This is a genomic window from Paenibacillus apiarius (genome assembly GCF_017052585.1).
Lineage (GTDB): Bacteria > Bacillota > Bacilli > Paenibacillales > Paenibacillaceae > Paenibacillus_B > Paenibacillus_B apiarius.
Genome location: NZ_JAFFHZ010000001.1, coordinates 5,584,403 through 5,606,020, shown reverse-complemented (window position 1 = coordinate 5,606,020; position 21,618 = coordinate 5,584,403). Strand labels below are relative to the sequence as shown.

At 48.8% G+C, this 21,618-nt stretch carries 24 protein-coding genes; 10 read left to right on the top strand and 14 right to left on the bottom strand.

Annotated elements, in window-relative coordinates:
* Positions 1–28: 28 nt before the first annotated feature.
* From JSQ80_RS24835 to JSQ80_RS24815, 5 genes are all read right to left on the bottom strand, one after another.
* Positions 29–274, bottom strand: coding sequence for a glutaredoxin family protein (locus JSQ80_RS24835; protein WP_206097137.1), 246 nt, complete (start codon positions 272–274; stop codon positions 29–31).
* A 36-nt stretch (positions 275–310) separates the two neighbouring features.
* A complete protein-coding gene (gene trxB / locus JSQ80_RS24830; RefSeq protein WP_206097136.1) occupies positions 311–1,237 on the bottom strand; it encodes a thioredoxin-disulfide reductase in 927 nt (308 codons plus the stop codon).
* 155 nt (positions 1,238–1,392) lie between these two features.
* On the bottom strand, positions 1,393–2,130 hold the full coding sequence (locus JSQ80_RS29860; RefSeq protein ID WP_206097135.1) for a winged helix-turn-helix domain-containing protein: 738 nt from the start codon (positions 2,128–2,130) through the stop codon (positions 1,393–1,395).
* On the bottom strand, positions 2,100–2,504 hold the full coding sequence (locus tag JSQ80_RS24820; RefSeq protein ID WP_206097134.1) for a Fur family transcriptional regulator: 405 nt from the start codon (positions 2,502–2,504) through the stop codon (positions 2,100–2,102). The genes JSQ80_RS29860 and JSQ80_RS24820 overlap by 31 nt, the downstream gene beginning before the upstream one ends.
* Positions 2,505–2,800: 296 nt before the next feature.
* Positions 2,801–3,673, bottom strand: a complete 873-nt coding sequence (locus JSQ80_RS24815; protein ID WP_206097133.1) for a LysR family transcriptional regulator — start codon at positions 3,671–3,673, stop codon at positions 2,801–2,803.
* Positions 3,674–3,836: 163 nt separating this feature from the next.
* On the opposite strand from JSQ80_RS24815, the gene JSQ80_RS24810 reads away from it, so the two are divergent.
* The gene (locus JSQ80_RS24810) at positions 3,837–4,532 is read left to right on the top strand and encodes an HAD family hydrolase (protein ID WP_206097132.1); all 696 of its coding nucleotides are present in this window, start codon (positions 3,837–3,839) and stop codon (positions 4,530–4,532) included.
* A gap of 69 nt (positions 4,533–4,601) precedes the next feature.
* Positions 4,602–5,264, top strand: coding sequence for a TetR/AcrR family transcriptional regulator (locus JSQ80_RS24805; RefSeq protein WP_206097131.1), 663 nt, complete (start codon positions 4,602–4,604; stop codon positions 5,262–5,264).
* A 102-nt stretch (positions 5,265–5,366) separates the two neighbouring features.
* Here JSQ80_RS24805 and JSQ80_RS24800 read toward each other — a convergent pair whose 3' ends face one another.
* On the bottom strand, positions 5,367–6,467 hold the full coding sequence (locus tag JSQ80_RS24800; RefSeq protein WP_206097130.1) for an ABC transporter permease: 1,101 nt from the start codon (positions 6,465–6,467) through the stop codon (positions 5,367–5,369).
* A complete protein-coding gene (locus JSQ80_RS24795) occupies positions 6,436–7,185 on the bottom strand; it encodes an ABC transporter ATP-binding protein (RefSeq protein WP_206097129.1) in 750 nt (249 codons plus the stop codon). Before JSQ80_RS24795 ends, JSQ80_RS24800 begins: the two co-directional genes overlap by 32 nt.
* 493 nt (positions 7,186–7,678) lie before the next feature.
* Here JSQ80_RS24795 and coaA point away from each other — a divergent pair, with 493 nt between their 5' ends.
* Both coaA and JSQ80_RS24785 read left to right on the top strand, forming a co-directional pair.
* Complete coding sequence (gene coaA / locus JSQ80_RS24790; RefSeq protein WP_206097128.1) at positions 7,679–8,599, top strand: type I pantothenate kinase; 921 nt, start codon at positions 7,679–7,681, stop codon at positions 8,597–8,599.
* Positions 8,600–8,690: 91 nt separating this feature from the next.
* On the top strand, positions 8,691–8,909 hold the full coding sequence (locus tag JSQ80_RS24785) for a hypothetical protein (protein WP_240463800.1): 219 nt from the start codon (positions 8,691–8,693) through the stop codon (positions 8,907–8,909).
* Between the two features lie 612 nt (positions 8,910–9,521).
* Here JSQ80_RS24785 and JSQ80_RS24780 read toward each other — a convergent pair.
* Positions 9,522–10,532 (bottom strand): Gfo/Idh/MocA family protein, encoded by a 1,011-nt coding sequence (locus tag JSQ80_RS24780; RefSeq protein WP_206097127.1) that lies wholly within the window; start codon positions 10,530–10,532, stop codon positions 9,522–9,524.
* A gap of 128 nt (positions 10,533–10,660) precedes the next feature.
* Positions 10,661–11,359: an aspartate/glutamate racemase family protein gene (locus JSQ80_RS24775; protein ID WP_206097126.1), complete on the bottom strand. Its 699-nt coding sequence runs from the start codon at positions 11,357–11,359 to the stop codon at positions 10,661–10,663.
* 150 nt (positions 11,360–11,509) lie between these two features.
* On the opposite strand from JSQ80_RS24775, the gene JSQ80_RS24770 reads away from it, so the two are divergent.
* A complete protein-coding gene (locus JSQ80_RS24770) occupies positions 11,510–12,046 on the top strand; it encodes a hypothetical protein (protein WP_206097125.1) in 537 nt (178 codons plus the stop codon).
* Here JSQ80_RS24770 and JSQ80_RS24765 read toward each other — a convergent pair.
* The 4 genes from JSQ80_RS24765 to JSQ80_RS24750 all read right to left on the bottom strand — a co-directional run bounded on the left by JSQ80_RS24765 (position 12,043) and on the right by JSQ80_RS24750 (position 15,572).
* A complete protein-coding gene (locus JSQ80_RS24765; protein WP_206097124.1) occupies positions 12,043–12,774 on the bottom strand; it encodes a 4'-phosphopantetheinyl transferase family protein in 732 nt (243 codons plus the stop codon). The genes JSQ80_RS24770 and JSQ80_RS24765 overlap by 4 nt on opposite strands.
* Positions 12,775–12,845: 71 nt before the next feature.
* A complete protein-coding gene (locus tag JSQ80_RS24760; protein WP_206097123.1) occupies positions 12,846–14,174 on the bottom strand; it encodes a WD40 repeat domain-containing protein in 1,329 nt (442 codons plus the stop codon).
* Between the two features lie 158 nt (positions 14,175–14,332).
* The gene (locus tag JSQ80_RS24755) at positions 14,333–14,722 is read right to left on the bottom strand and encodes a cupredoxin domain-containing protein (RefSeq protein WP_206097122.1); all 390 of its coding nucleotides are present in this window, start codon (positions 14,720–14,722) and stop codon (positions 14,333–14,335) included.
* A 190-nt stretch (positions 14,723–14,912) separates the two neighbouring features.
* Entirely contained in the window at positions 14,913–15,572 is a 660-nt protein-coding gene (locus JSQ80_RS24750; RefSeq protein WP_206097741.1) for a DUF1232 domain-containing protein, read from the bottom strand.
* A gap of 259 nt (positions 15,573–15,831) precedes the next feature.
* Here JSQ80_RS24750 and JSQ80_RS24745 point away from each other — a divergent pair, with 259 nt between their 5' ends.
* The 5 genes from JSQ80_RS24745 to JSQ80_RS24725 all read left to right on the top strand — a co-directional run bounded on the left by JSQ80_RS24745 (position 15,832) and on the right by JSQ80_RS24725 (position 20,632).
* The gene (locus tag JSQ80_RS24745) at positions 15,832–16,098 is read left to right on the top strand and encodes a DUF3973 domain-containing protein (protein WP_206097121.1); all 267 of its coding nucleotides are present in this window, start codon (positions 15,832–15,834) and stop codon (positions 16,096–16,098) included.
* The gene (ytaF, locus tag JSQ80_RS24740) at positions 16,086–16,706 is read left to right on the top strand and encodes a sporulation membrane protein YtaF (protein ID WP_206097120.1); all 621 of its coding nucleotides are present in this window, start codon (positions 16,086–16,088) and stop codon (positions 16,704–16,706) included. The genes JSQ80_RS24745 and ytaF overlap by 13 nt, the downstream gene beginning before the upstream one ends.
* Before the next feature lie 176 nt (positions 16,707–16,882).
* Positions 16,883–18,007: an endospore germination permease gene (locus JSQ80_RS24735; RefSeq protein WP_336245818.1), complete on the top strand. Its 1,125-nt coding sequence runs from the start codon at positions 16,883–16,885 to the stop codon at positions 18,005–18,007.
* Positions 17,979–19,484 carry a spore germination protein gene (locus tag JSQ80_RS24730; protein WP_206097119.1) on the top strand — a complete coding sequence of 502 codons (1,506 nt, stop codon included), beginning with the start codon at positions 17,979–17,981 and terminating at the stop codon, positions 19,482–19,484. The genes JSQ80_RS24735 and JSQ80_RS24730 overlap by 29 nt, the downstream gene beginning before the upstream one ends.
* Positions 19,481–20,632: a Ger(x)C family spore germination protein gene (locus JSQ80_RS24725; protein ID WP_206097118.1), complete on the top strand. Its 1,152-nt coding sequence runs from the start codon at positions 19,481–19,483 to the stop codon at positions 20,630–20,632. Before JSQ80_RS24730 ends, JSQ80_RS24725 begins: the two co-directional genes overlap by 4 nt.
* 88 nt (positions 20,633–20,720) lie before the next feature.
* Here JSQ80_RS24725 and JSQ80_RS24720 read toward each other — a convergent pair whose 3' ends face one another.
* Complete coding sequence (locus JSQ80_RS24720; protein WP_206097117.1) at positions 20,721–21,602, bottom strand: LysR substrate-binding domain-containing protein; 882 nt, start codon at positions 21,600–21,602, stop codon at positions 20,721–20,723.
* Between the last annotated feature and the right edge of the window lie 16 nt (positions 21,603–21,618).

Genomic DNA, 21,618 nt, shown 5'->3' with positions numbered 1-21,618 from the left:
CTCTTTACATTTCGTATTTTCGTATATTTTATGGGCGTTCCGCCAGAGCTTTATTCAATTGGATTTGGTTAAATCCAAGAATTTTGGCGTCACCGATGACAGTGACCGGTACGGATCTCATTCCTGTGTTCCACAATTCCTCGGCATATGTTTCGTCCTTGTCGATATTCCGCTCTTCGAATTCGACGCCTTTATCGTTCAGGAACTTTTTGACTTGCGTGCAATATTGGCAATGCGTGCTGGAATAGACGATTACTTTTTCATTTGCGGACATTGATTTCTCTCCTTTATCTTCATCTAGATGGGAATATTACGAATGAACGGATTCCAGGAATCTTTCACAATCGAGTGCCGCCATACAACCCGTACCGGCCGCGCTGATCGCCTGGCGATATCGGTTATCTTGAACGTCTCCGCAAGCGAATACGCCTGGAACGTTCGTTGCCGTATTGCCTGGATTGACCAGCAGGTAACCGTGCTCGTCCGTCGTCAGCTGACCGCCAAGGAACTTCGTGTTCGGCGTATGTCCGATAGCTACGAAGATACCTTGCGTCTCGATGATTTCTTCCTGTCCGGTAGCATTGTTCATTACCTTCAGGCCGGTCACGCCATGTTCTCCTGCGATTACCTCAAGCGGCGTCCGGTTCAAGCTCCAGCTGATTTTGTCATTTTGGCGCGCCCGGTCTTGCATGATTTTGGAAGCTCGCAGCTCGTTGCGCCGATTGACGAGAACGACCTCGGAAGCGAAGCGTGTCAAGAAATTAGCTTCCTCCATCGCCGAATCGCCTCCGCCGATGACGATAATCTTCTTGTTGCGGAAGAAGAAACCATCACAAGTGGCACATGTGCTGACGCCGCGCCCCACATTCTCCCGCTCACCGGGAATGCCGAGATACTTCGCGGATGCGCCCGTCGACACAATCAACGTCTCTGTCTGAATCTCGCCGAGTCCATCAACCGTCAACGTAAACGGCCGTTGGGACAGATCCGTTTCACTTACCCATCCTGAACGGAATTCGGCTCCAAAGCGTTCCGCTTGCTTGCGCATATTGTCCATTAATTCCGGCCCCATAATCCCATCGGGGAAGCCGGGGAAGTTTTCGACTTCAGTGGTCGTGGTCAACTGGCCGCCCGGTTCAGGACCTTCGATAATCAAAGGATTCAGGTTCGCGCGGGCCAAGTAAATGGCTGCGGTCAGTCCGGCAGGTCCAGTTCCGACAATTACTGCTTTGTACATGATATCAGCTCCATTATTTATCTCTAATTTAGACTTAAACTAAATATAAGTTATGCTTACAAAAACATCATACCATCGATGCCAAGCCGCATCATGAAGGTATGATGAAGACAAAATGAACCCTTCATGAAGATAACATGAAGGGTTCATGAAGATTAATCAGCGATCCGGTAGCCAATTCCTCTTACGGTAACGATATATTTTGGATTCTTGGGGGCATCCCCCAGCTTCTGGCGCAAGCTTTTAATATGAACGTCGACGGAATTGCTGCCGCCGAAATAATTTTCTCCCCATACAAACTCCATAATTTCCTGTCTCGTCATCACGCCCCCGCCTCTTAACAATAGCCCTTTAAGCAAATCGAATTCGGTGCGGGTCAGGTCGATTTTCGTTCCTGCTTTAAGGACGATAAAACGTTTCAAATCGACAACCACATCCTTGAACCGCAATTGTTCATTGCCATCCATCGGCTGCAAGGCATCGTTCGAGTTTACCAATTCCTCGATTTTGGATAAAGCTGCATCAATCGGACAAGGCCACGGCAGAACCTCTTTGCCTTGCGAATCGGAATCCACTCCTTCACCGTGCAGAACGAGAACGGAGCGATGATTGCCGGGAATGGAAGCCGACTTGTCGGCAGGAACGGTCCGCGTCCGATCGACGATGATTAAGTCGCTGTTCATCGCCTGCAGGACAGGATCTTGCTCTTGATGGAACAGCAGAACATCATAACAACGAATAGTAAGAGCGACGAACAGTGAACGAATCGACGCCGGAAACGGGCTGACGATGACGACACGCCGTGTCGTCTCGCAGAACTGCCCCTCTTCGAAGCTCGTTGCAGAACCAGTTGCGCTATCATTTATTGGGTTGTTTTCTTCGAATCGCTGCACGCCGCACACACTCCTTTGAATAGAAACTCCTCTTCCGCAATGGCGAACCCCGTCTCCTCGGCAATGCGCTCCAACCACTCCTTGGGCGTCGCGATGCATACTTCCTCCACCCGGCCGCACTTCACGCATACGACATGCTGGTGATCATCCGTGCGCGCATCATAGCGGCTTGCGTCACCTTCCAGCTTCAACTCGCGAATGAGTCCTTCCTTTGTCAAGTAGCGGAGCGAATTATATACCGTCGCGTAGGCGAAGCTATATCCGCGTTCCTTGAGTCGATCCATGACGTCAGATGCGGTCGGGTGATCTGATGAATGAGATACGATATCATATATCGTTTTACGCGGGGTCGTTAACATTCCTTTGCGGGCCATGAGGATACCTCCATTTTTATACTTAGTTTAAATATAAAAAATGTCGCCTCATATGTCAACCTCGCTGCATTACCCAATGGGGCATATTTCTATATCAGCTTCAACCGCAAAAAAAACGAGTTCTGCGACGCTACGCGAACCCGCTTCTATATGAACAAAACGTCATAACCAATCGAACGCATTGTATTCCGCTAACTTTCGAGATAGACCTATTCCATGTCGCATTGCTGTATAAGCTCAATAGCCACAACAGCCGTGCTTGTGAAGCTCATGCCTGCTTCCAGACACTTCTGTTTTTACCGGGCAGCATACAGACTAGCCAACAGTTCTGCAATAGAAATGGCCAGGTTCGAGTTTTTAATTGTTTTTAACGTTACCGCGTACACATTGTGCTTAGGAGGCTGCCATGCTAACTCGTGGTCCAAAATATGAAGGTCTTTATTTTCTATATAATTCTTTACAATCGATTTGGGGATGAGGGTAAACCAATTCTCCTCGAGACATCGCTTTATGACTATCGTCGTCTGATTCATCTTGAAGGCAGGCATATACCTCTCGCCCATTTCATTGTAGAACCAATCCATAAAGGGCTTGCCCCAGTCATTCAACACAAAATTCGAGCGGTGCAAATCTTCCAGCGTGAGCTTACGAGCGAGCTGCTGCCGCGCGACAAAAACATAATCATCTTCGATAATATGATGAACCGCCAATCTCGGATGACGCGGTTTCATATAGGCAATGCCGACATGAATAATACCGTCAATGACTTTCTCCAATGTATTCTCTGATGAATGCGTCAATAACTCGCAAGCAATCGCGGGATTATTCCGCTGGAAATCTCGCAGTTGGTCTCCGAATATATACATCCAAGCAGATGTAGGTCCCCCGAGCACAAATCTTTCGGAATACTTCTGTTGCAATTTCAATGCCTCTTTGCTTGCCTCATACAAAGACATCATCCTCTCCGCATATGGCAAAAAGGACAGCCCTGCCTGGGTTAGAGCGACGTGTTTATTGTTTCTTATTAATAACGCAGTCCCCATCAACTCCTCCAATGTCTTGATTCTTGAAGTTACCGTCGATTGAGCCACATGCAGGCTCTCCGCGCTTTTGGTAAAGTTCTTGCTCTTGACCACAGCTAAAAAAGCTTCCAATTGCTCAATATCCATCTGTCAGCTCACCCCCTTAACCTTTTCTTTATAATCGAATAAATCGATTGTTACCATGCGATATATTCGTTATACAAATTCAATGCTAGCAAATATAATGAGACAAAGCCAGCGAGACACTTATCTTGCGCAAAGAAAGTCTGCGGAACAGGAGGATGAACAATTGTATAATTGCATCATATTCGATGTTGACGGTACCCTGATTGACACGGAACAAGCGCTTATCGCGTCATTGAAGCAAGTGTTATATGAAGAACTGGGAGAGGTGTATGAAGACGGACAGCTGCATTTCATACTCGGTATTCCCGGCCGTGACGCGCTGATGAAGCTTGAAGTGAAAGAGATTGACAAAGTGGACGCAAAGTGGAATCAATATTTGCAGGAATACTCACATCTGATGAACGTATTTCCAGGTATCGAACATGTGCTCAAAACGCTGCATGAGTTAACCATTCCGACAGGAATCGTGACCTCGAAGACCCGGCAGGAATTGATCGACGACTTTGTGCCGTTCGGATTAAGCACCTATGTTCCGCATGTCATATGCGCCGATGATACGCTGCGCCACAAGCCTCATCCGGAACCACTGCTGGCCTTTATAGAAAAGTACGAATTGGATCCGGCGGAAGCCATCTACATTGGCGATACAAGATACGATATGGAAGCTGCTCGCGGAGCGGGCATCGATTTTGCCTTGGCCTCCTGGGGCTGCAAGACGGACATATCCGGACATATCCGTTACAAGATGCGAACTCCTCTGGACATATTGCAGCTGCTTGCGCCGATTATGCCGATAAAGGCTTCAAATAACAATGGCGGCACGGCGATTGAGAATTGCAGACCTCTCCGCTCAAGTTAACAATCCTATCGGATTATGGTAAGATTACGGAAGTGTGCACGGATTCATTACAGTAAGGAGTTGCCAGAAATGACGGAGACGGTCGAGCCGTGGGTAGAAGAATTGCTGTCAGCCGGTTCTTCCGGCGGCAAAATGACGGAGAAGCAAGCCCGAATTTTGCGAGCAGCTATCGAAGTGTTCGCAGAAAAAGGATATGCCGCGTCCTCCACTAGCGAAATCGCGCAACGTGCAGGTGTTGCGGAAGGAACTATTTTTCGTCATTATAAAACAAAAAAAGACTTGCTGCTGTCTATCGTAGATCCATCCTTAGTACAGCTCATTACTCCATTCCTGCTACGCGAGTTCCGGGATGTGCTGGATTCACCATATGACAGCTTTGAGCAGTTTCTCCGGGCGCTGATAGAGAACCGCATTGAATTTTTACAAAAAAATGTGAGCCTGTTCAAAATCGTAATGCAAGAGCTCCCCTTTCACCCTGAACTGCATGCGCAGCTGCAGAAAGTAATTGTGTCGCAAGTTAAAGAGCGCGTGGAGGCTGTCATTCGCAAATTCCAGGCTGAAGGGAAATTAGTCAATCTCCCGACAGGAACAATCATACGCCTCACCGTCTCCATTATCGCGGGATATATTTTGACTCGGGCGACCTTTGGCATGCGGGATGATTCGGGCTGGGACGACAGGTTGGAGCGCGAGGCAACCATTACGTTTATAATGAAAGCTTTGGCGCCATAAATAACCGCACAATCGGACCGCCACGGAGATGCCGCGTGGCGGTTTCTTGAATTGAAGGCGCCGTTCCAGCGTGGAAGCGGCGCCACTGACTGATTGCCACGCTCAAATCTTACGGTACTTACGCAAAGCAAACACATTCAGAACGATGAAAAATAGTGAAATACCGCAGAGCACAATCAAATCACTGCTAATATCACTTAATCCCAGCCCTTTATACATAACGGCTTGCAGAGCCTCTCCGCCATAATACATCGGCATGAATCTGGCGATGATTTGCAGCCAGTCCGCCATCCCCTCTACCGGAAAAATACCCGCGAAAAATACTTGCGGAATAACGACAACCGGTATGAACTGCACCATCTGGAATTCCGAATTCGCAAACGCGGACAACAATATGCCTAATGATAAAGCGACCAGGGCAAGCAGCAAATTGATGACAATGACGCTCCAGATGGAGCCGACAAGCACGATACCCAATACTTTGACCGAATAAAAAACAACAATAAGCGTCTGAAGCACAGCGAACAAGCCGTATCCGAGCAAGTAACCCGCCACGATTTCACCCCGCCGTATTGGCGTGGACATCAGCCTATCCAGCGTGCCTGTCGTCCGTTCCCGCAGCAGGGCTATTCCCGAGATGAGAAAGACAAAGAAGAAGACGAAAAAGCCGACCAAAATAGGGCTCAACACATCGAAAAACGAAGTATCCGCATTGCCGTACACGTATGCGGTATCGATCTGAGGCGCGCTCGCTTCGGAGGCACCCGCTGAGGGCCTGTTCGTTGCTCCATGCAAGCTTGTGCCAATCTTAGCCGCCTGTTCCTTGGCTGCCTTGGAAGCTAACGTTTGTTGGACTTGCATTTGCAGGGCTTTCGTCTTGGATGGATCCTCATTTTTCAGCGTCAGGCTGACATGTTCTCTCTCGATTTGCAGCAATCCATCCAGTTCATCTGCGGCTATCGTCTGCTTTGCATCTTCAATATGATCGTATTCAATGATTGCGATATCCTTCTCCTTCAATTGTTGAACCAATGAATGATCGGCGCTGACCAATCCCAGTTTCAAGCTGGCGGCCGAATCTCCGGTAAAAAGAAAATGCACGAGCGTTAAGATGATTAAGGGGGCCGCCATCATCAACGCAAGCGTCCGTTTGTCGCGCAGCATTTGCTCACTAATACGTTTGACTAGTGCCATGGTTCTCATATGTGCTTCCTCCCGCCTTGATGAATACTTCTTCCAAGCTGCTGATGCCGAAATGGCTTTTTAACTCGGATGGCGTACCATGCGTCAACAGCTTCCCGTCCCGCACCATCGCGAGACGATCACATCTCTCCGCTTCATCCATCACATGCGTGGTGACCAATATCGTCTTCCCCTCTTGTTTCAACCGGTATAACTCCTCCCATATGGATAGCCTCAACTCCGGGTCGATGCCTACTGTCGGTTCGTCCAGCACGAGAACTTGCGGATCATGCACCAAGGCGATGGCGAGAGACAGCCTGCGCTTCATCCCGCCCGAATACGCTCTAACCTTTTTGGACAAATGCGGCGTCAGCTGCACCAATTCGGCCGCATAGGCAATTCGTTTTGTCCGATCGTCTTTTTTTAGCTTGAACAGTGAAGCAAAAAAAGACAAATTCTCTTCCCCGGTCAATTCCGGGTATAAAGCATCTGATTGCGCCATATACCCCATCTTCTGCAGCACGTTCAAGTTGGGAATGGGCACGTCCAGTACTTCGACTGCCCCTTTGGAGGCAGAGTCCATGCCTACGATGAGTTTTACGAGCGTCGTTTTCCCTGCGCCCGACGGCCCGATAAGGCCATAGATCTCCCCCGCTCTCACCGTCAAATCGACATTGTCGAGAACCTCTTTTTTTGAATAGCGCTTGCTGATTTGCTTGACTCTTATAGTCGAATCCATGGTTTTAAAAGTCCTCCTCTTCCGAAAATGAGTGATTACTCACTTATATTGTAACTGCTATTTCAGGAAAGTAAACTGTAATTTCGGACAATTTACAAGAATTCACTCACTCTATACATATCAAGGCCTTTGCTCTGGAATTACATTGCACTGTGCCCAGAGAAAGGCCTCTGTTATACTCGCTTATAATTTGACCAAACCGACAACGAGTTGGCCGTTTTTGTCCTGCACATCCATCGTCAAGTCCAATGCTTTCGCCATCAAGCGTACAGGCGCGTCTGCATAAAATCACTTTTTGCACTGAAAAGGTTCTCTTACCTATTTTCCGCTTGCAACGGTTTATCCTTTTGAGCCGAGTTGGTTGCATGCCAGCTTGGATAATTGTGAACAGCTAACGGAATACCTTGACAATTGTTTCATATTAGGGTCATTATTATTGAGTCAATATTCATTCAGTCATACCGAACAAATTACTCCAATTGAGAGGTATAGTATGCATATCTTCAGTCCTTACATAACGATCGAGCGGGAAGACTGGTCCAGTCTATACGATCAATCTCGTCTGGTTATCTCTCCTGAACGATTCGAGTCCTTGAAAGGCATTAATGAGCGCATATCTATGGATGAGGTTGAAGACATCTATCTTCCCTTAACGAAGCTGATTAACCTTCAAGTGGCGGCAGCACAGCAATTGAGAGCGACAACCGCTTCTTTTTTGCGTAAAAAGGCGGACAAGGTTCCGTACATTATTGGTATCGCAGGCAGCGTTGCCGCAGGCAAGAGCACGACAGCAAGGCTGCTGCAGGCATTGTTGTCCCAATACGAAGAACATCCCCAAGTGGAAATTGTGACGACTGACGGCTTTTTGTATCCGAACCGGATACTTGAAGCCAAGGGAATCATGAACAGGAAGGGCTTTCCCCAAAGCTATGATACGAAGCGGCTCATTCAATTTCTGACTGATGTCAAGGCGGGACAAGCCGAAGTGCATGCTCCGGTCTACTCTCATTTGTCGTATGATATCGTTCCGGATGAGACTATAAAGGTCGAGAGACCCGACATTCTCATCCTCGAGGGCATCAACGTCCTGCAGGTCAGCAGGGAAGCAAGCGTATTCGTCAGTGACTTTTTCGACTTTTCCATTTATGTGGAAGCGCAGGACCTAGATTTGGAGAAGTGGTATGTTGAGCGTTTTCTGCTGCTGCGTGATACGGCTTTTCGTGATCCAACGTCTTACTTTCACCGTTATGCCGCATTGACGAAAAAAGAGGCCATTAACAGAGCGAGAACCATATGGCGAGACATCAATCAGGTAAACTTGAACAAGAACATTTTGCCGACCAAAGGGCGCGCCAAGCTCATTCTGAGCAAGGACACCGATCATCGAATTCGCAACATCCACCTTCGCAAGTAGCTGGACATGTATACAACAACGGTTTTTTGCAGCCTTTCGGCAAGGAATAACGTATCATGTATTATAAAGCAGCGAAAGCGGGGAGAGCGAATTGTGTTCGTTTCTGAATAAGGTTACATATACACGCATCGCCATCCTGTTGGGCGCAGCCATTGTGCTGGGCATCTTGATAGCCTCCGTATCGGACGGGCCTATCCGTCTTCTGGCTATCATCGGCATCTCCCTCATTGCCTTCGTGCTGCAAGGAGCGGTCAATATTGGAACCGGCAGCGATGAACCTGAAGACCGAGAGGAACGCAAGCTCCCCTAACTACCGCAAGTCAAACATGGCAGTCCAGGAAAGGAATCTGGACTGCCATCGCAATATTTACTCCTTTGCTGCTCAAATAAAACCCGCTTCATGATCCCTTTGAATTGCCGAGCCCATTTCCCGGAGACTACTTATCTAGCGCTTAAGTTTACATAATACTAGTTATGTAAGAAATTGATTTCGAGTATTTTATGATGCATTTCCCCCTGCCCTACTTCCATATCAAAGATATGATTGCATATATGTCCAATCATACAGGTTGCCCTTATTCATACAATGAATCATTACGGTAATATGAAAGGGGTTCGGCATACATGGCGAACGCTTGCGCAGGATACAGAGGAACGCATTTCGCTTTGAACTATAGGGATATCATTCTCGTCCTTTTCCTGCTTTTAATCATCGTATGTCTGCTGCTGTTCGGATGTTGAAGCGTTGCTGACGCGCTTATCTCAGACAACTTCTCTCTCATAATGAAACGAACCATATTAACTAAAAAAGCTCTGCCCTATTTCGCATGAAATATAGCAGAGCTTTGCTATTGCTTGGATTTCTATTCCCGCACGCGATAGTGCGCAAGGGTTGGGCAGCCTATATCGCAGGGCGAGGCGGCTAGCGTTCGAGCTCCTCCAGACGAATGGCGCGGCGTTCTGCAACCGATCGGTTGGAGGCTTCCATTAATTTGGTCAATTCCACCGCCATTCGGATATTATCCTCTGCCTTCGTATTATTTTGAATATGACCGACCCATTGATGGAAAGCGCTCTCCCGATTAGACAATAACGGCTGTTCTTGCCATTCTTGCGCAAGCTCGGCTCCTTGGCGGTTGGTCCGCACCAACAGCTTCGCTTCCGGGGTTCCGTACAGCAGCGTGCCTTCCGTTCCATGCACTTCCACTGTAAACGGCGAATGAGAATTTACGAAGCCCGCTTCAACGATGCCCATGGCACCGGAATTCGTCGACAACAGCGATACGGCGTTATCTTCCACCGCTTTTCCAGTAACATAGCCATATTGAGACGCAACGCCTACGGGCTCTTCTCCGAGGAACAACCTCGTCAAGTACATCGGATGGCAGCCAAGGTCAATCAATGCTCCGCCTGCACAGTCCTCCAAGCTATAAAAATGTTCAGGCAGCCACCCGGCAATCGCGCCGTTATGGGATAAGCGCACACGCACCAGCGTTACTTTTCCGAGCAGCTGCTGTGCCAATATTTGCTGAATCGTCAACGTATAACCATCATTCAACCGTGGCAGCGATACCGTTAGCTTTACGCCGTTCTTCTCTACCGCTTCCAATATTTCATTGACTTCTGTCCACGTGGGCGCAAGCACTTTCTCGGTGAAAATATGTTTGCCGGCGTTAGCTGCCGCGATTATCACATCCCGGTGCATGCGTGTCGGCGTATCCACGATGACGGCATCGATATCACTTGCCAAAATGTCATCAAGCGATGCATAAAAAGGAACGCTCAGTTTCCCTGCCGCCTCCTGTCCGCGTTCCGGATTTTCGTCCCAGACCGCGCTTATTAACGTCTCAGGGTGTTCTTGAGCCTGTTTTGTGTAGTCCCAAGCATGCACGTGCCAATAGCTTAATTTTCCGATGCGAAGCGACACAGCCATCTCTCCCTTTTTATATATATAAAGATACCTGCATACACTATAACACAGCTTTTACGAAATTACTCACGCGCTCATTTTATAGCGGACAAGCGGGTACTAAATGGCGATTACGCATCCTTCATGATTGCTTAGCCCTCGCTTAGCGCAAAATCAACGGCACATTGCGCATGCAGTCTCGTTGTATCATAAACGGGAATACTGCAATTATGCTGTGAAATGAGCAGCCCTATTTCAGTACATCCAAGAATTACGCCTTCGGCACCTTGTTGAATAAGGTTGTTTATAATTTTTACATAGGATTGTTTAGACTCTTCATTGATGATTCCAAGACACAGCTCTTGGTAGATGATCTCGTGCACAATCCTGCGCTCTGCTTCGTTAGGAACCATGATATCCAGCCCAAACTTGTCAATAAGTCTCCCTTTATAAAAATTTTGTTCCATCGTATACGCGGTTCCCAGCAAAGCTACTTTTTTGATTCCGTCTTTTACCATTTCATTCGCCGTTGCATCAGCGATATGCAGTAAAGGAATAGATGCCGATTCTTCTACTTCGCTTGCCATCTTGTGCATCGTATTCGTGCAGATGACGATACAATCGGCTCCGCCAGCTTCAAGCTTTTGCGCTGCCTCAATCATCATTTTTGCAGCGTCATCCCAGTTGCCTAACTGCTGGAGGGATTTGATCTCTTCAAAATCTAGAGAGTACATCAAACTTTTTGCAGAATGATGCCCGCCTAACCTTGCCTTAATGTTCTGATTAATAATTTGATAATAAAGTAAAGATGACTCCCAGCTCATGCCGCCGATAAGGCCTATCGTTTTCAAAATGAAGCACCCCTAATCCATTTTTTGTTTCATTTTCTCATAGATGCTCACGCAATGCCAAGTGTTCAGCTCATTTCTTTACTGATGAGGCGCCTTGTACTAAGATTGACTGTAAATAAACTGAAGGTAAAAGAGACTGGAGGCTAAACAATGTTCGACCCTACGATATTCGACAATTTGAAAGTGGTATTTGAAGGAAAGCTGTATGATGTGGAGAGAGAAGCTGACATGATTATCGTTGGGCGCGAGGATATTATTGATCTGGCCGGATACAACCGGATATTCCGGATGCGAATGAAGCCGCAGGCTGGCAGCTGTATCGCCGAGCTGCAAATCTCGAGCGGCTTGCCTGATTTCGCCGGCGAGCTCCGTGGCATCCGCATCGTAGATGAAGAGCCCGGAGCATTGCTTCAGCTTGTCTTCGAATTGCCCGGAGAGCAGGCGGTTCACTCCCATCGCATTCATGAACGATTAACCGCTCTCTGGGCAGATTCTGCGGATATTGTCCATGAGCGCTCTTATCTGCTGGCTCCCTGCAGCGTTGCAGCAAATACAACAGAGCCAGCCGACAATGGGACCTACCGAATTCAAGTGAAGTTTCGCCAGAAAATAAATGAAAGCCATATCGATGACATCGATTCCTTAATGGATCATGTAATTAGGTCAATCGAAACCTTGGAATCTTAAATGGAGATGGCTCTTCCGCCAAGGACGGCTGTTATCGCCGAGACTGCAAGCTCACGAGGCTGATGCGGGAATTCGCAGCCGCTAGCGCACACGGCCAGCATATGATCCGGGTCCGGAGCGTACATCCGGAACCGGTAACGGTATTCTTCATTACGTGCGGCCATTTGAATGTCATCCATGCCGCCTACGGTGAATGCAACGCTGTCAAGGGGGACGCTCAGCCCAGTCCCCTCCGCCTTCACGAAGCTTTCCTTCAATGTCCAAATCTTATAAAACATCGACAGTCTTTCCGGTTCGCGCAAGGACAGGATTGCCTCCGTTTCAGAAGCGGCAAAGAAGCGTTCCGCAATCGACAACTCAATGGGACGGATTTGCTCGATATCTACGCCCAGCGGAAGATCCGCCACCGCGCATACAACCCAATCCCCCGAATGGCTGACATTATAGTGAAACTCAGGATGGCTTGCCGCATAAGGCTTCCCGTGGGCATGCCGCTCCAGTTGAATCTGTCCGTTAGAACAACTGTACCGGGACATGATTAACGCGCGCACGATACATTCGGATAACAGCGCTCTTCTGGCGTCGATTTCTTGTCTGAACCGAGCAACGCTGCTCTTCCGCTCTTCGCTTACATAAGGAAGAAGCTCTTCCATTTCCCAGCTTCCTCCAACCGGAACGATGACCAATTGCACCAGCTGCACCTCCATCATGAATTTCTGCAGTTCCATTCCAGTGGCACTGCCACAGGAACAAATTCAAGCTTTGATTACTGCTTGCACACACAGGATCAATTGCGTTGCTACCATCGCAAGGGCTGTTCCAGTCCCTTCCACACGATCCATCGCTCCCGCTCCCAATGCGCCGCCGTTCCTATGGCGTAAGGATCTCGTTCATCCATATCCAAATCCAGCAGATGGAGCATGCCCCCGTACGTGCCGACGGCTAACCGATTCCCTGAAGGACTGACGGTAATGCCAGATATCGTGCCGCCCAAAAAATACTGCCACGACAACGATCCGTCAAGCTTTACCGTTCTCAAATAACCGTTGGCGTCGCCCAGAATGATCTCATCGCCGCGAACAGCAGCGGCATACACACGGGATCCGTCCTCGACGATATCGTCTTCCCGGACCTCCAGCGGGCTGGCGACACAGGCTTCTTGAATGGAAGCCGACAACGTGATCCCATTGTAAAAATGGCAAGAATTGAAGAGTACGCGCTCATCGTCTCTGGTAAACAAACAGTAGTGCGGATAGCTGCTCTCAGGATAGATCTCAGCCTTGAAATTGCCCTGCGCGTCATAGAGCAGATGAGAGCTTCCTTGGCTCCCTAGCGCGATATGCTTCTCATCGTGCGACAGCGCGGCATGGACCATATCAATCCAAATATCCCCGACATCGTCAGCACCCCAATCCTCGATTTCTTCCGCAGACGGGTGAAGCAGTTTCGCCGATCCAGCTGCAACGAGATAGATTCCGAGATTGGATACCAAAATAAGCTTCTTTCCATCGGCAAACGGAATGATCTCCGTCAGATGCTCATGCGGAGGCTCCTCCAAGTCGGCCAATGTCTTAATAGGGAGCCGTAAGCTTTTAATAGAATCATATATGTTACCCCATGAAAAAGAATGCAGCAGCTCTCCTGTCAAATCATTATGTAATCCCCGCATGGTGCGGATTCCTTCCTCGCCGACGAGCGCATACGTTTCACCATTAGGAGAACGGCCGACGAGCGTAATATGCTCGAACGTTCTTATTTTCCCTGCACTGACGGCATGTACGCAGCCCGATTCCCAAGTTGCGCCCGACCGGAAGACATATGTATCTTCATCTATGAAAAAGATCGATTTCACAGCCTTAAGTCTATCTTTGTACGCTCCCATAAACGGCAACGTAGCTGCGGGAAGCGCTCTGCGCAGCCGTTCGATATCTCCCGCTTCATTCGCGGCGGCCACCATCTCTAGTACTTGTTCTGCCAGCTCGCTTCGGCCGTCCCCCTGCAGCTCGACCTCGTCCACTGCATCCCAGCCCTCGGTCAACCCTTTGCCCACGAATTCGTTGACATCTTTGGCGTACCGCTCTCCTTCTTGACGCCATCGCATCGCAACGAGTTCATTCAACCATGTCATAGCATCAATCCACCTCTCCAATTTGCATTCTTAAATAGCAACGCTCTCTGTTAACATTATATACGAAGCTCATGCGGACGAACATGAACGAATTCGCGGCAAAGGAAAAACGCATGATCCCATGAACTGATTGGACCATGCGCTGCTTATAATCTAACCTACTCGACGATGATCTTGCCGACCATATCATTATGACCGGCGCCGCACATAATCGAGCATTTGAATTCAAATGTTCCCTCTTTGTCAGCTACAAACTCCGTCGACCCCGGCGAGTCCAGCTTCACTTTCAAATCAGGGATTTCCACTCCATGCATCCCTTGGCTGTTTTCAAGCGTCAGCTTGACCGTCTGGCCTTTCTTTACCCGGATTTCCTTCTGATCAAATTCAAAGTTGGTCGCTTTCAACGTGACGGCTTGCACATCGCCCGAAGAAGCGTTGGCCGGCGCGCCTTCACCTTGCGCCGCTGAATCTTTTCCCGAGCTGCCGCATGCCGCCAAAGCCACGGCGAGAAGAAGTGTGGATGCCGCAATGGCAAATTTCTTATTCACATTAATGCCCCCTCAACTCATTCACCTTGTTCACGATTGCCGCGAACGGTTCAATATTGGAAAAATGTTCTTCCTCGCTATCTATTGTAGCTATAAATGAAATCACAGTTATTGCTCCAATATGAACGAAAGGTGAACGATGTTTGAACGAACAGTGACAAAAGATGGAATGCAAGCTGCCTCTGCTCGCTCAAGCGATCGAATCGTCAGAAGGAGACAGTCGTTCCATGGCGAGCTGCACAGCTATGACATCATCGATATAGCCGATGGGGAACAAATAGTCCGGAATAATATCTGCCGACAAAATAAAATACAAGAGCGCGCTTCCCAAGATATACCGATCTTCTGGAGTTACGCGTTCGTCGCAATATTTTGAGAACATGTAATGCAATTGATTGATGAAGGGCCCCCATCCGCTTACTTCTTTCACTTTGCTATGAAAAGATTCCAAAATGATGCGGTTCCCCTCTTCCGTTTGCGCATATTGCTCATATTTTGCCAGTTCTTGGCGAACGTGCTCTGCCGTCACCTGATAATCCAACAGCCGGATAGAATGCAGCAATTCCTGAATGGTTGCCACGGAATCACTGATCTCTTCGCGCAGTTCTTTATGCTGCGTCCCTTTATTCAATCCTACCGCTTCCAGCAATTTATCCATCGGGAGATGAAGGTGCTCCGCGAATCGGCGCAAATGGTCGAGCTTTGCAGGCTGCTTGCCGTTGATAATTCTGGAAATCGTTGCTGTATCGATATTGGTGAGCCCGCTTAATTTTCGCATGGAAAGGGATTGTTTCTTCAACGAATCTTTCAACAGCATTCCCAAGTCCTCTGTTCCTTGATTGTCCGGCATTGTCATCTCAATCCTTTCCTGTGAAATATGGAACACGGCCTTCGCTATCAGTATATGCACGAATGAGGAACGTCTGCTCACCAATCTTCTGCGACTTACGCCCATTTCATCCTTGTCGACAGGCGTGGAGCGCAATGTTGAAGATTTCTCAATTCATATCTCTGCCCCGATGCACCATTCTCAACAGATGCACATAAGATACCTCAACAGTCAGACCCACAGGGTCGGCGTAATGACATACAGAAGGAGAGATGGTAATATGTACTATTGCATGTCATGTCTGCATTATCATCGGGAAAGCGACGAAGATGCTCACGTTTTCAGGAATGTGTATTACATCGATGAGGTATTCAAGCAGCAATTTCACATGGGCGTGTGCAGTCAAGAAAAGAAGCGCAAACCAGAAAAATTCGTGACTCCATCCTTTGCCGAATCGACCCACACGATGATGAACGAGGTGCTTCTTTTGCTTCATGCCCACAACAATCATAACGACAAGGAGGTGCTTCAATCATGGCATGGCTAATGATTTTGGGGCTTGCGGCGGCATCGAGCATTGACAATTTAGGTGTTGGCATATCGTATGGAATTCGGAAAATTCGCATTGGCGTACTCTCGAACTCCTTTATTGCAGCCATTTGCTTCTTGTTCAGTATGTCAGGAATCTTATTCGGTCAATGGATTTCAACCATTCTTCCGGGCATTCTTCCCACGTTATTGGCAACATTCATATTGCTGGTCGTCGGAGTGCGCATCGTGCTGCTGACCGTACCCGTGAGCAAGCGGGCTTCTGCTCCTAAGACAGGGAATATCGGCATCGAAGGATTAATCTCCAATCCGGAAAAAGCAGATTTGGACCAGTCAGGCAATATTAATCTTCTTGAAGCCGCCATACTGGGTGTCGCTCTGTCCGCGAACGCACTGACCAATGGTCTCAGTGCAGGACTAATCGGGTTATCCCCTCTCGCCATATCATTGACGGCGGCAATTGGCAGCTTCATTACACTGTGGCTGGGTGCGATTATCGGGCAGAAGGTGGCCAACATCCGCATTGGCTCCTTCACTGTAGGGCAATTCAGCACGGTTTTAAGCGGAGCAATCATTATAGTGGTTGCATTCAATGCATGGCTGTAAAGCAACGCCATTCAGAGCCCCACCGGTCCTACTATTTTATTAAGAGAAGGCAGCAACCAGCAGGTTGCTGCCTTCTTTTTGCTGTTTATGGGATGATTTTCATGGATTCGACTAACACTAATGGTTGTCAACACAATACTGCAGCTGCAGCATAATAACTGCACGAAGGAGAACAGATGATGTCGCCACGCCATTCCATTACCTATCTGCAAACCTGTTTCATATTGGTAATGTCCACGGGGCTGTTGAACCATGTTACTGTCATTCCGCTTTTGTTGCGGCAAACGCATAAAGATGGTTGGATAAGCGTATTGTTGGCGTTGGTTCTTAGCCTATGCTGGATCCCGCTTCTCATCTGGATTATACGCAAGAAAGGAAGCGACGCGCTGTTCCCATGGCTTTACAAATTAGGCGGAGCGGCAACGGCGTGGATTATCACGCTGCTGTTTGTCGCATATTTGCTGCTGGCTGCGTTTGTCACGTTAAAGGACACGTCTACATGGACGAAAATATCCTATCTGCCGAACACACCGACAGTTGTCATTACCGCTACAATGGTCTTGCTTTCGCTAGCGAGCGCGCTTGCCGGCATTCAGGCTATCGCCATTTGCGCGGGAATCCTTCTTCCGGTCGTCATCGTACTAGGCTATTTCGTGATGGGAGCAAATTTCCAATTCAAAGATTATTCACTTCTTCTGCCGGTGCTGGAGAATGGCATTGCCCCGGTCATACGCGGATTGGTGCTTATCGGAGGCGGGATGGCGGAATTGATTGTTGTCATTTTGCTGCAGCCCCATCTTTCGAAGAAGCCTGGCTTCTGGGGCATGGCGGCGTTGGCAGTCATTTTGGCCGGATTAACCATTGGCCCTTATCTGGACTCAATCGCCAACTTTGGGGCTGTCAATGCGTCCTCGATGCGTTATCCCGCTTTCGAGCAATGGAGAATTGTAACGGCGGGAAAATATATCGAACATGTAGATTTTCTTTCCATTTATCAATGGTTATCCGGTTCGTTTATCCGGATTTCGTTGGAGTTGTTTCTTATTTTGGATTTATTGCCGCTGCGCGGCCCGCACCAACGAGTCGGCGCCGGGCTGTTGGCAGCGGTCATTCTATGCGCAGCCATACTTGCGGATAATGATGACATTCGTTTTGTAGAAATGCTGCATTCCTTTTATTTTCCTGGCGTAACCTTTGGGCTTGTTCTGCTGTCATTGCTGCTTGCTCTTCTGGCCGCCAGCCATCAACGACAATCCAAAGGAGCGGCTGCACATGAACAAGAATCTTGTTCCGACTCCTAACCCGTTCAATGAGCAAGCAGAACAGGTGCCGTTAACGGTCGAACGTTTATTGACATGCCTGGCTGGATGCGGCGATATCCGGAGCGAGATCCATTTATTCGGTCCCGGCAGCAATTTTTATAAAGTTACATTAATTTATTGCGATGGCCTGGCAGACATTAAGCAGCTGAACCAGTATGTCATTCCGCAATTGAAGGCGCTGCTGGAAGATGCGCATTCCTTGGACAGCTTGCTCCGCAACAATCCGCTTGCGCTGCAGCCGCTCGATCCAGCGGCAGGAATACAGGCGGCTGAGGCAATCCTGTTCTCGGGTCAGCTCATCATCGGATTTGAACGGGACAACCTGTTCTACTCGGTCAATATTGCAGACCCGCCGAATCGCTCCCCCGAAGAGTCGAATACGGAAATTTCAATAAAAGGTCCGAAAGATGGCTTTACGGAGAGCTTGTCCACGAATGTGGCACTCATACGCAAGCGGATGCGGACCCGTTCGTTGAAGTGCGAGTCCTATTCCATCGGGCTGCGCAGCCAGACGAAGGTGTCATTGCTGTATATAGCGGATATCGCGAATCCGGATATGTTGAATGAAGTCAGACAACGGCTCGGACAGATCGATACCGACGCCGTCGTAAGCAGCTCCCAGCTTGGAGAAGCGCTGGGCGATTCGAAGTATGCCTTGTTCCCGCTTCTCGATTATATCGGACGTCCCGATTATGTCGTGCAAGCGCTTGTGCGGGGCCGCTTCATCATCATAGTCGATGGATCGCCAATGGTGCTTCTCGGTCCAGCCAATTTGGTATTGACGCTTAAATCGCCGGAGGATATCCATTTTCCTTATTTCTTTGTGACGTTTCAAAGAATATTGCGCATCATCGGGCTGTTCGTTTCCATTTTTATGCCGGGTTTCTGGATTGCCTTGATCGCATTTGGCCTGGAACAACTCCCATTCCCGCTCTTGGCGACGGTTACGACTTCCCGTCTGGGGCTGCCATTGTCCGCGCCCATGGAAATGATTCTGATGCTCGGCTTATTTGAAATCTTCCGCGAAGCAGGCATCCGCTTGCCGAAAGCGGTTGGCCAGACCATCGCCGTCGTTGGAGGCTTAATCGTCGGGGATGCCTCTATTCGTGCCGGACTTAGCTCGCCTACGACGCTCGTCGTGGCAGCCGTTACTGCAGTTGCCACCTTTACGCTTGTCAATCAGACGTTAAGCGGCACGGTCAGCATCTTGCGTCTGCTCGTGCTCATTGGTTCATCCGTGCTCGGCATGTATGGTTTTTTCTTGATGATGCTGGCTATCCTTGTTTATTTGTCGACATTGCAATCTTTCGGGATTCCCTACCTTGCTCCGTTGTCGCCTCCTATTTTCAAAGACATGCTCCAGTCGCTGTTCGGTGTTCCGGTCAAATGGCTGAAACGGCGTCCGGCGATGCTGAATACGACCGATGATACGCGGCAAGGAGATGACTCGACATGAGGATGCGCAACGCATGCATCCTGTTCGGCGCGTGCTGCATGATAATACTCTCGCTGGCAGGCTGCTGGGATATCAGAAGTGTGCAGGACATCAACTATATCGCCGCCCTAGGTATCGACTATAAGGATGGTAAATATGTCGTGTATACCCAGTCTCTAGACTTCTCCAACGTTGCCAAGCAAGAAGGAATGAAGAGCACAGGCAAAACACCGGTGTGGGTCGGGCGCGGCGAAGGCTACTCGCTCGATTCTGCCGTTAACGACTTGTATACCACTTCTTCGTTGCAAATTTTATGGGATCATACAGCGGTGATCATTTTTAGCGAACATGCGCTGCAACAAGATGTGAATAAGATGATCGATTCAGTATTTCGGTTTTCCGGAATTCGATACACGCCATGGGTCTTTGGGACGAAAGAATCTATCCCTGATTTATTTATCTTGCCGATTCCTTTCAACGAATCCCCCGTTGCATCCATACTCCATGCTCCGAATGATGTGTTAAAGCAGCAAGCTTATATTCCACCCGTTCAGCTCTATCGTATGGTTGTGGAATTGAATGAGCCGGGATCCACACTGCTGCTGCCGAGTATGTCGATCAATAAGAAGAAATGGACGGAGAATGATAAGGAAGTCGACCAGTATCAAATCAACGGCGTATATGCGCTTCAAGACGGCATCTTTCGAAGCTGGTTCAATCTAAAGCATATGTACGGCATAAGATGGCTATCCGATAAAATCACACGAACCCCCATCAATATCGGCAGCGGAGAGAAGCCGGAAGCCGTGCTTGCGATGACCAAACCCAAATCGAGCCTTTCCGTTGCTATTCGGGGTCTCGATCCCAAGTTCAAGCTAAAAATAGATGTCGACGGCTACATAGAGGAAGTAACGGGGAGTTTGAGCGAAGCAGAAATCATCTCGCTTGCCAAGCAAGAAATACGTGACGAAGTGCGGCATACATTGGAACAGGGGCTTCGTAAAAAGGCCGATGTGTACTCGCTGCGGAAGTATGTCTACCGGAATTGCAACAAGATGTGGAAACGAGCGCAAAATGGAGCATTGCTGCAACTGAAACCCGACTCGCTCGATTCTATCGAGGTCAACGTTCATATCGAGCATGCCGGAATGAACCGGTTGCGCCGTTAGGAATGCCTTGGCAGTGGATGGCCGCCGCTAGGGCATTCCGTCATAATACACGAGCGCGGATTCAGTCTCCAGCGTAATGTTCGCTCTTTCACGCTTGCAGCAGCTGGAGGAATTGAGTGGCCGCCACGGATAGCGGCATTTCTTTCGATGTGATGATGCCGATGCTGCGCGGGGGAATCGGATCTTCGAGCACAATCTCGTATAGAATCCCCTGCCTCAGCTCATCACGGATATAATCCTTCACCACGCAAGAAATCCCCAGTCCAATCCTGGCGAATTGAACCAATAAATCGACGCTGCCCAATTCGATTTCCGGTTGAATAGTCACGCCTGCACGCTGAACGCAGCGATCGATAAACTTCCGCGAGCTGCTCCCTTGTTCAAGCAGGATTATTGGATATTCACTCAGTTCTTGCACAGACAGCGGCTTCCTTGCAGCATGCTTATATTTTTCACCGGCAACGAAACAGTCCTGAATTACGGCGGCTTCACGAATTTGAGCTTGCTTGTCCTCGATCGGCAAATTGACGATGCCGAAATCGATCTTACCCTCCTTCAGCAATTGAACGGTCTCTTGCGAGGTCCGGTTCGTTACTTGAATTTTAATATCGGGAAAAGCCGCATGAAAGCTCTCCAAATAAGGCAACAAGTAATGCTTGCATAGGCTGTCGCCCGCCCCGATGCGAACTTCGCCGCAGAGCAGTTGATGCATTTCGGCCACCTTCCGCTCCGCAGCTGCCAAGAAGCCATATGCTTGCTCGATGTGCTTGAACAGCACCTCCCCTTCTGCCGTTAACGTTACCCCTCTCGGTGTCCGGGAGAACAGCTTGCCGCCCAGCGCTGTCTCCAGCTGCTTGATCGCATAGCTGACGGCAGGCTGCGTAATAAACAGAGCTTCTGCCGCTTTGGAGAAGCTGCCCTGTCTGGCTGTCACATAGAACACCCGATACCAATCCAAATTTGTCGCCACTGCATAAACCACCTTT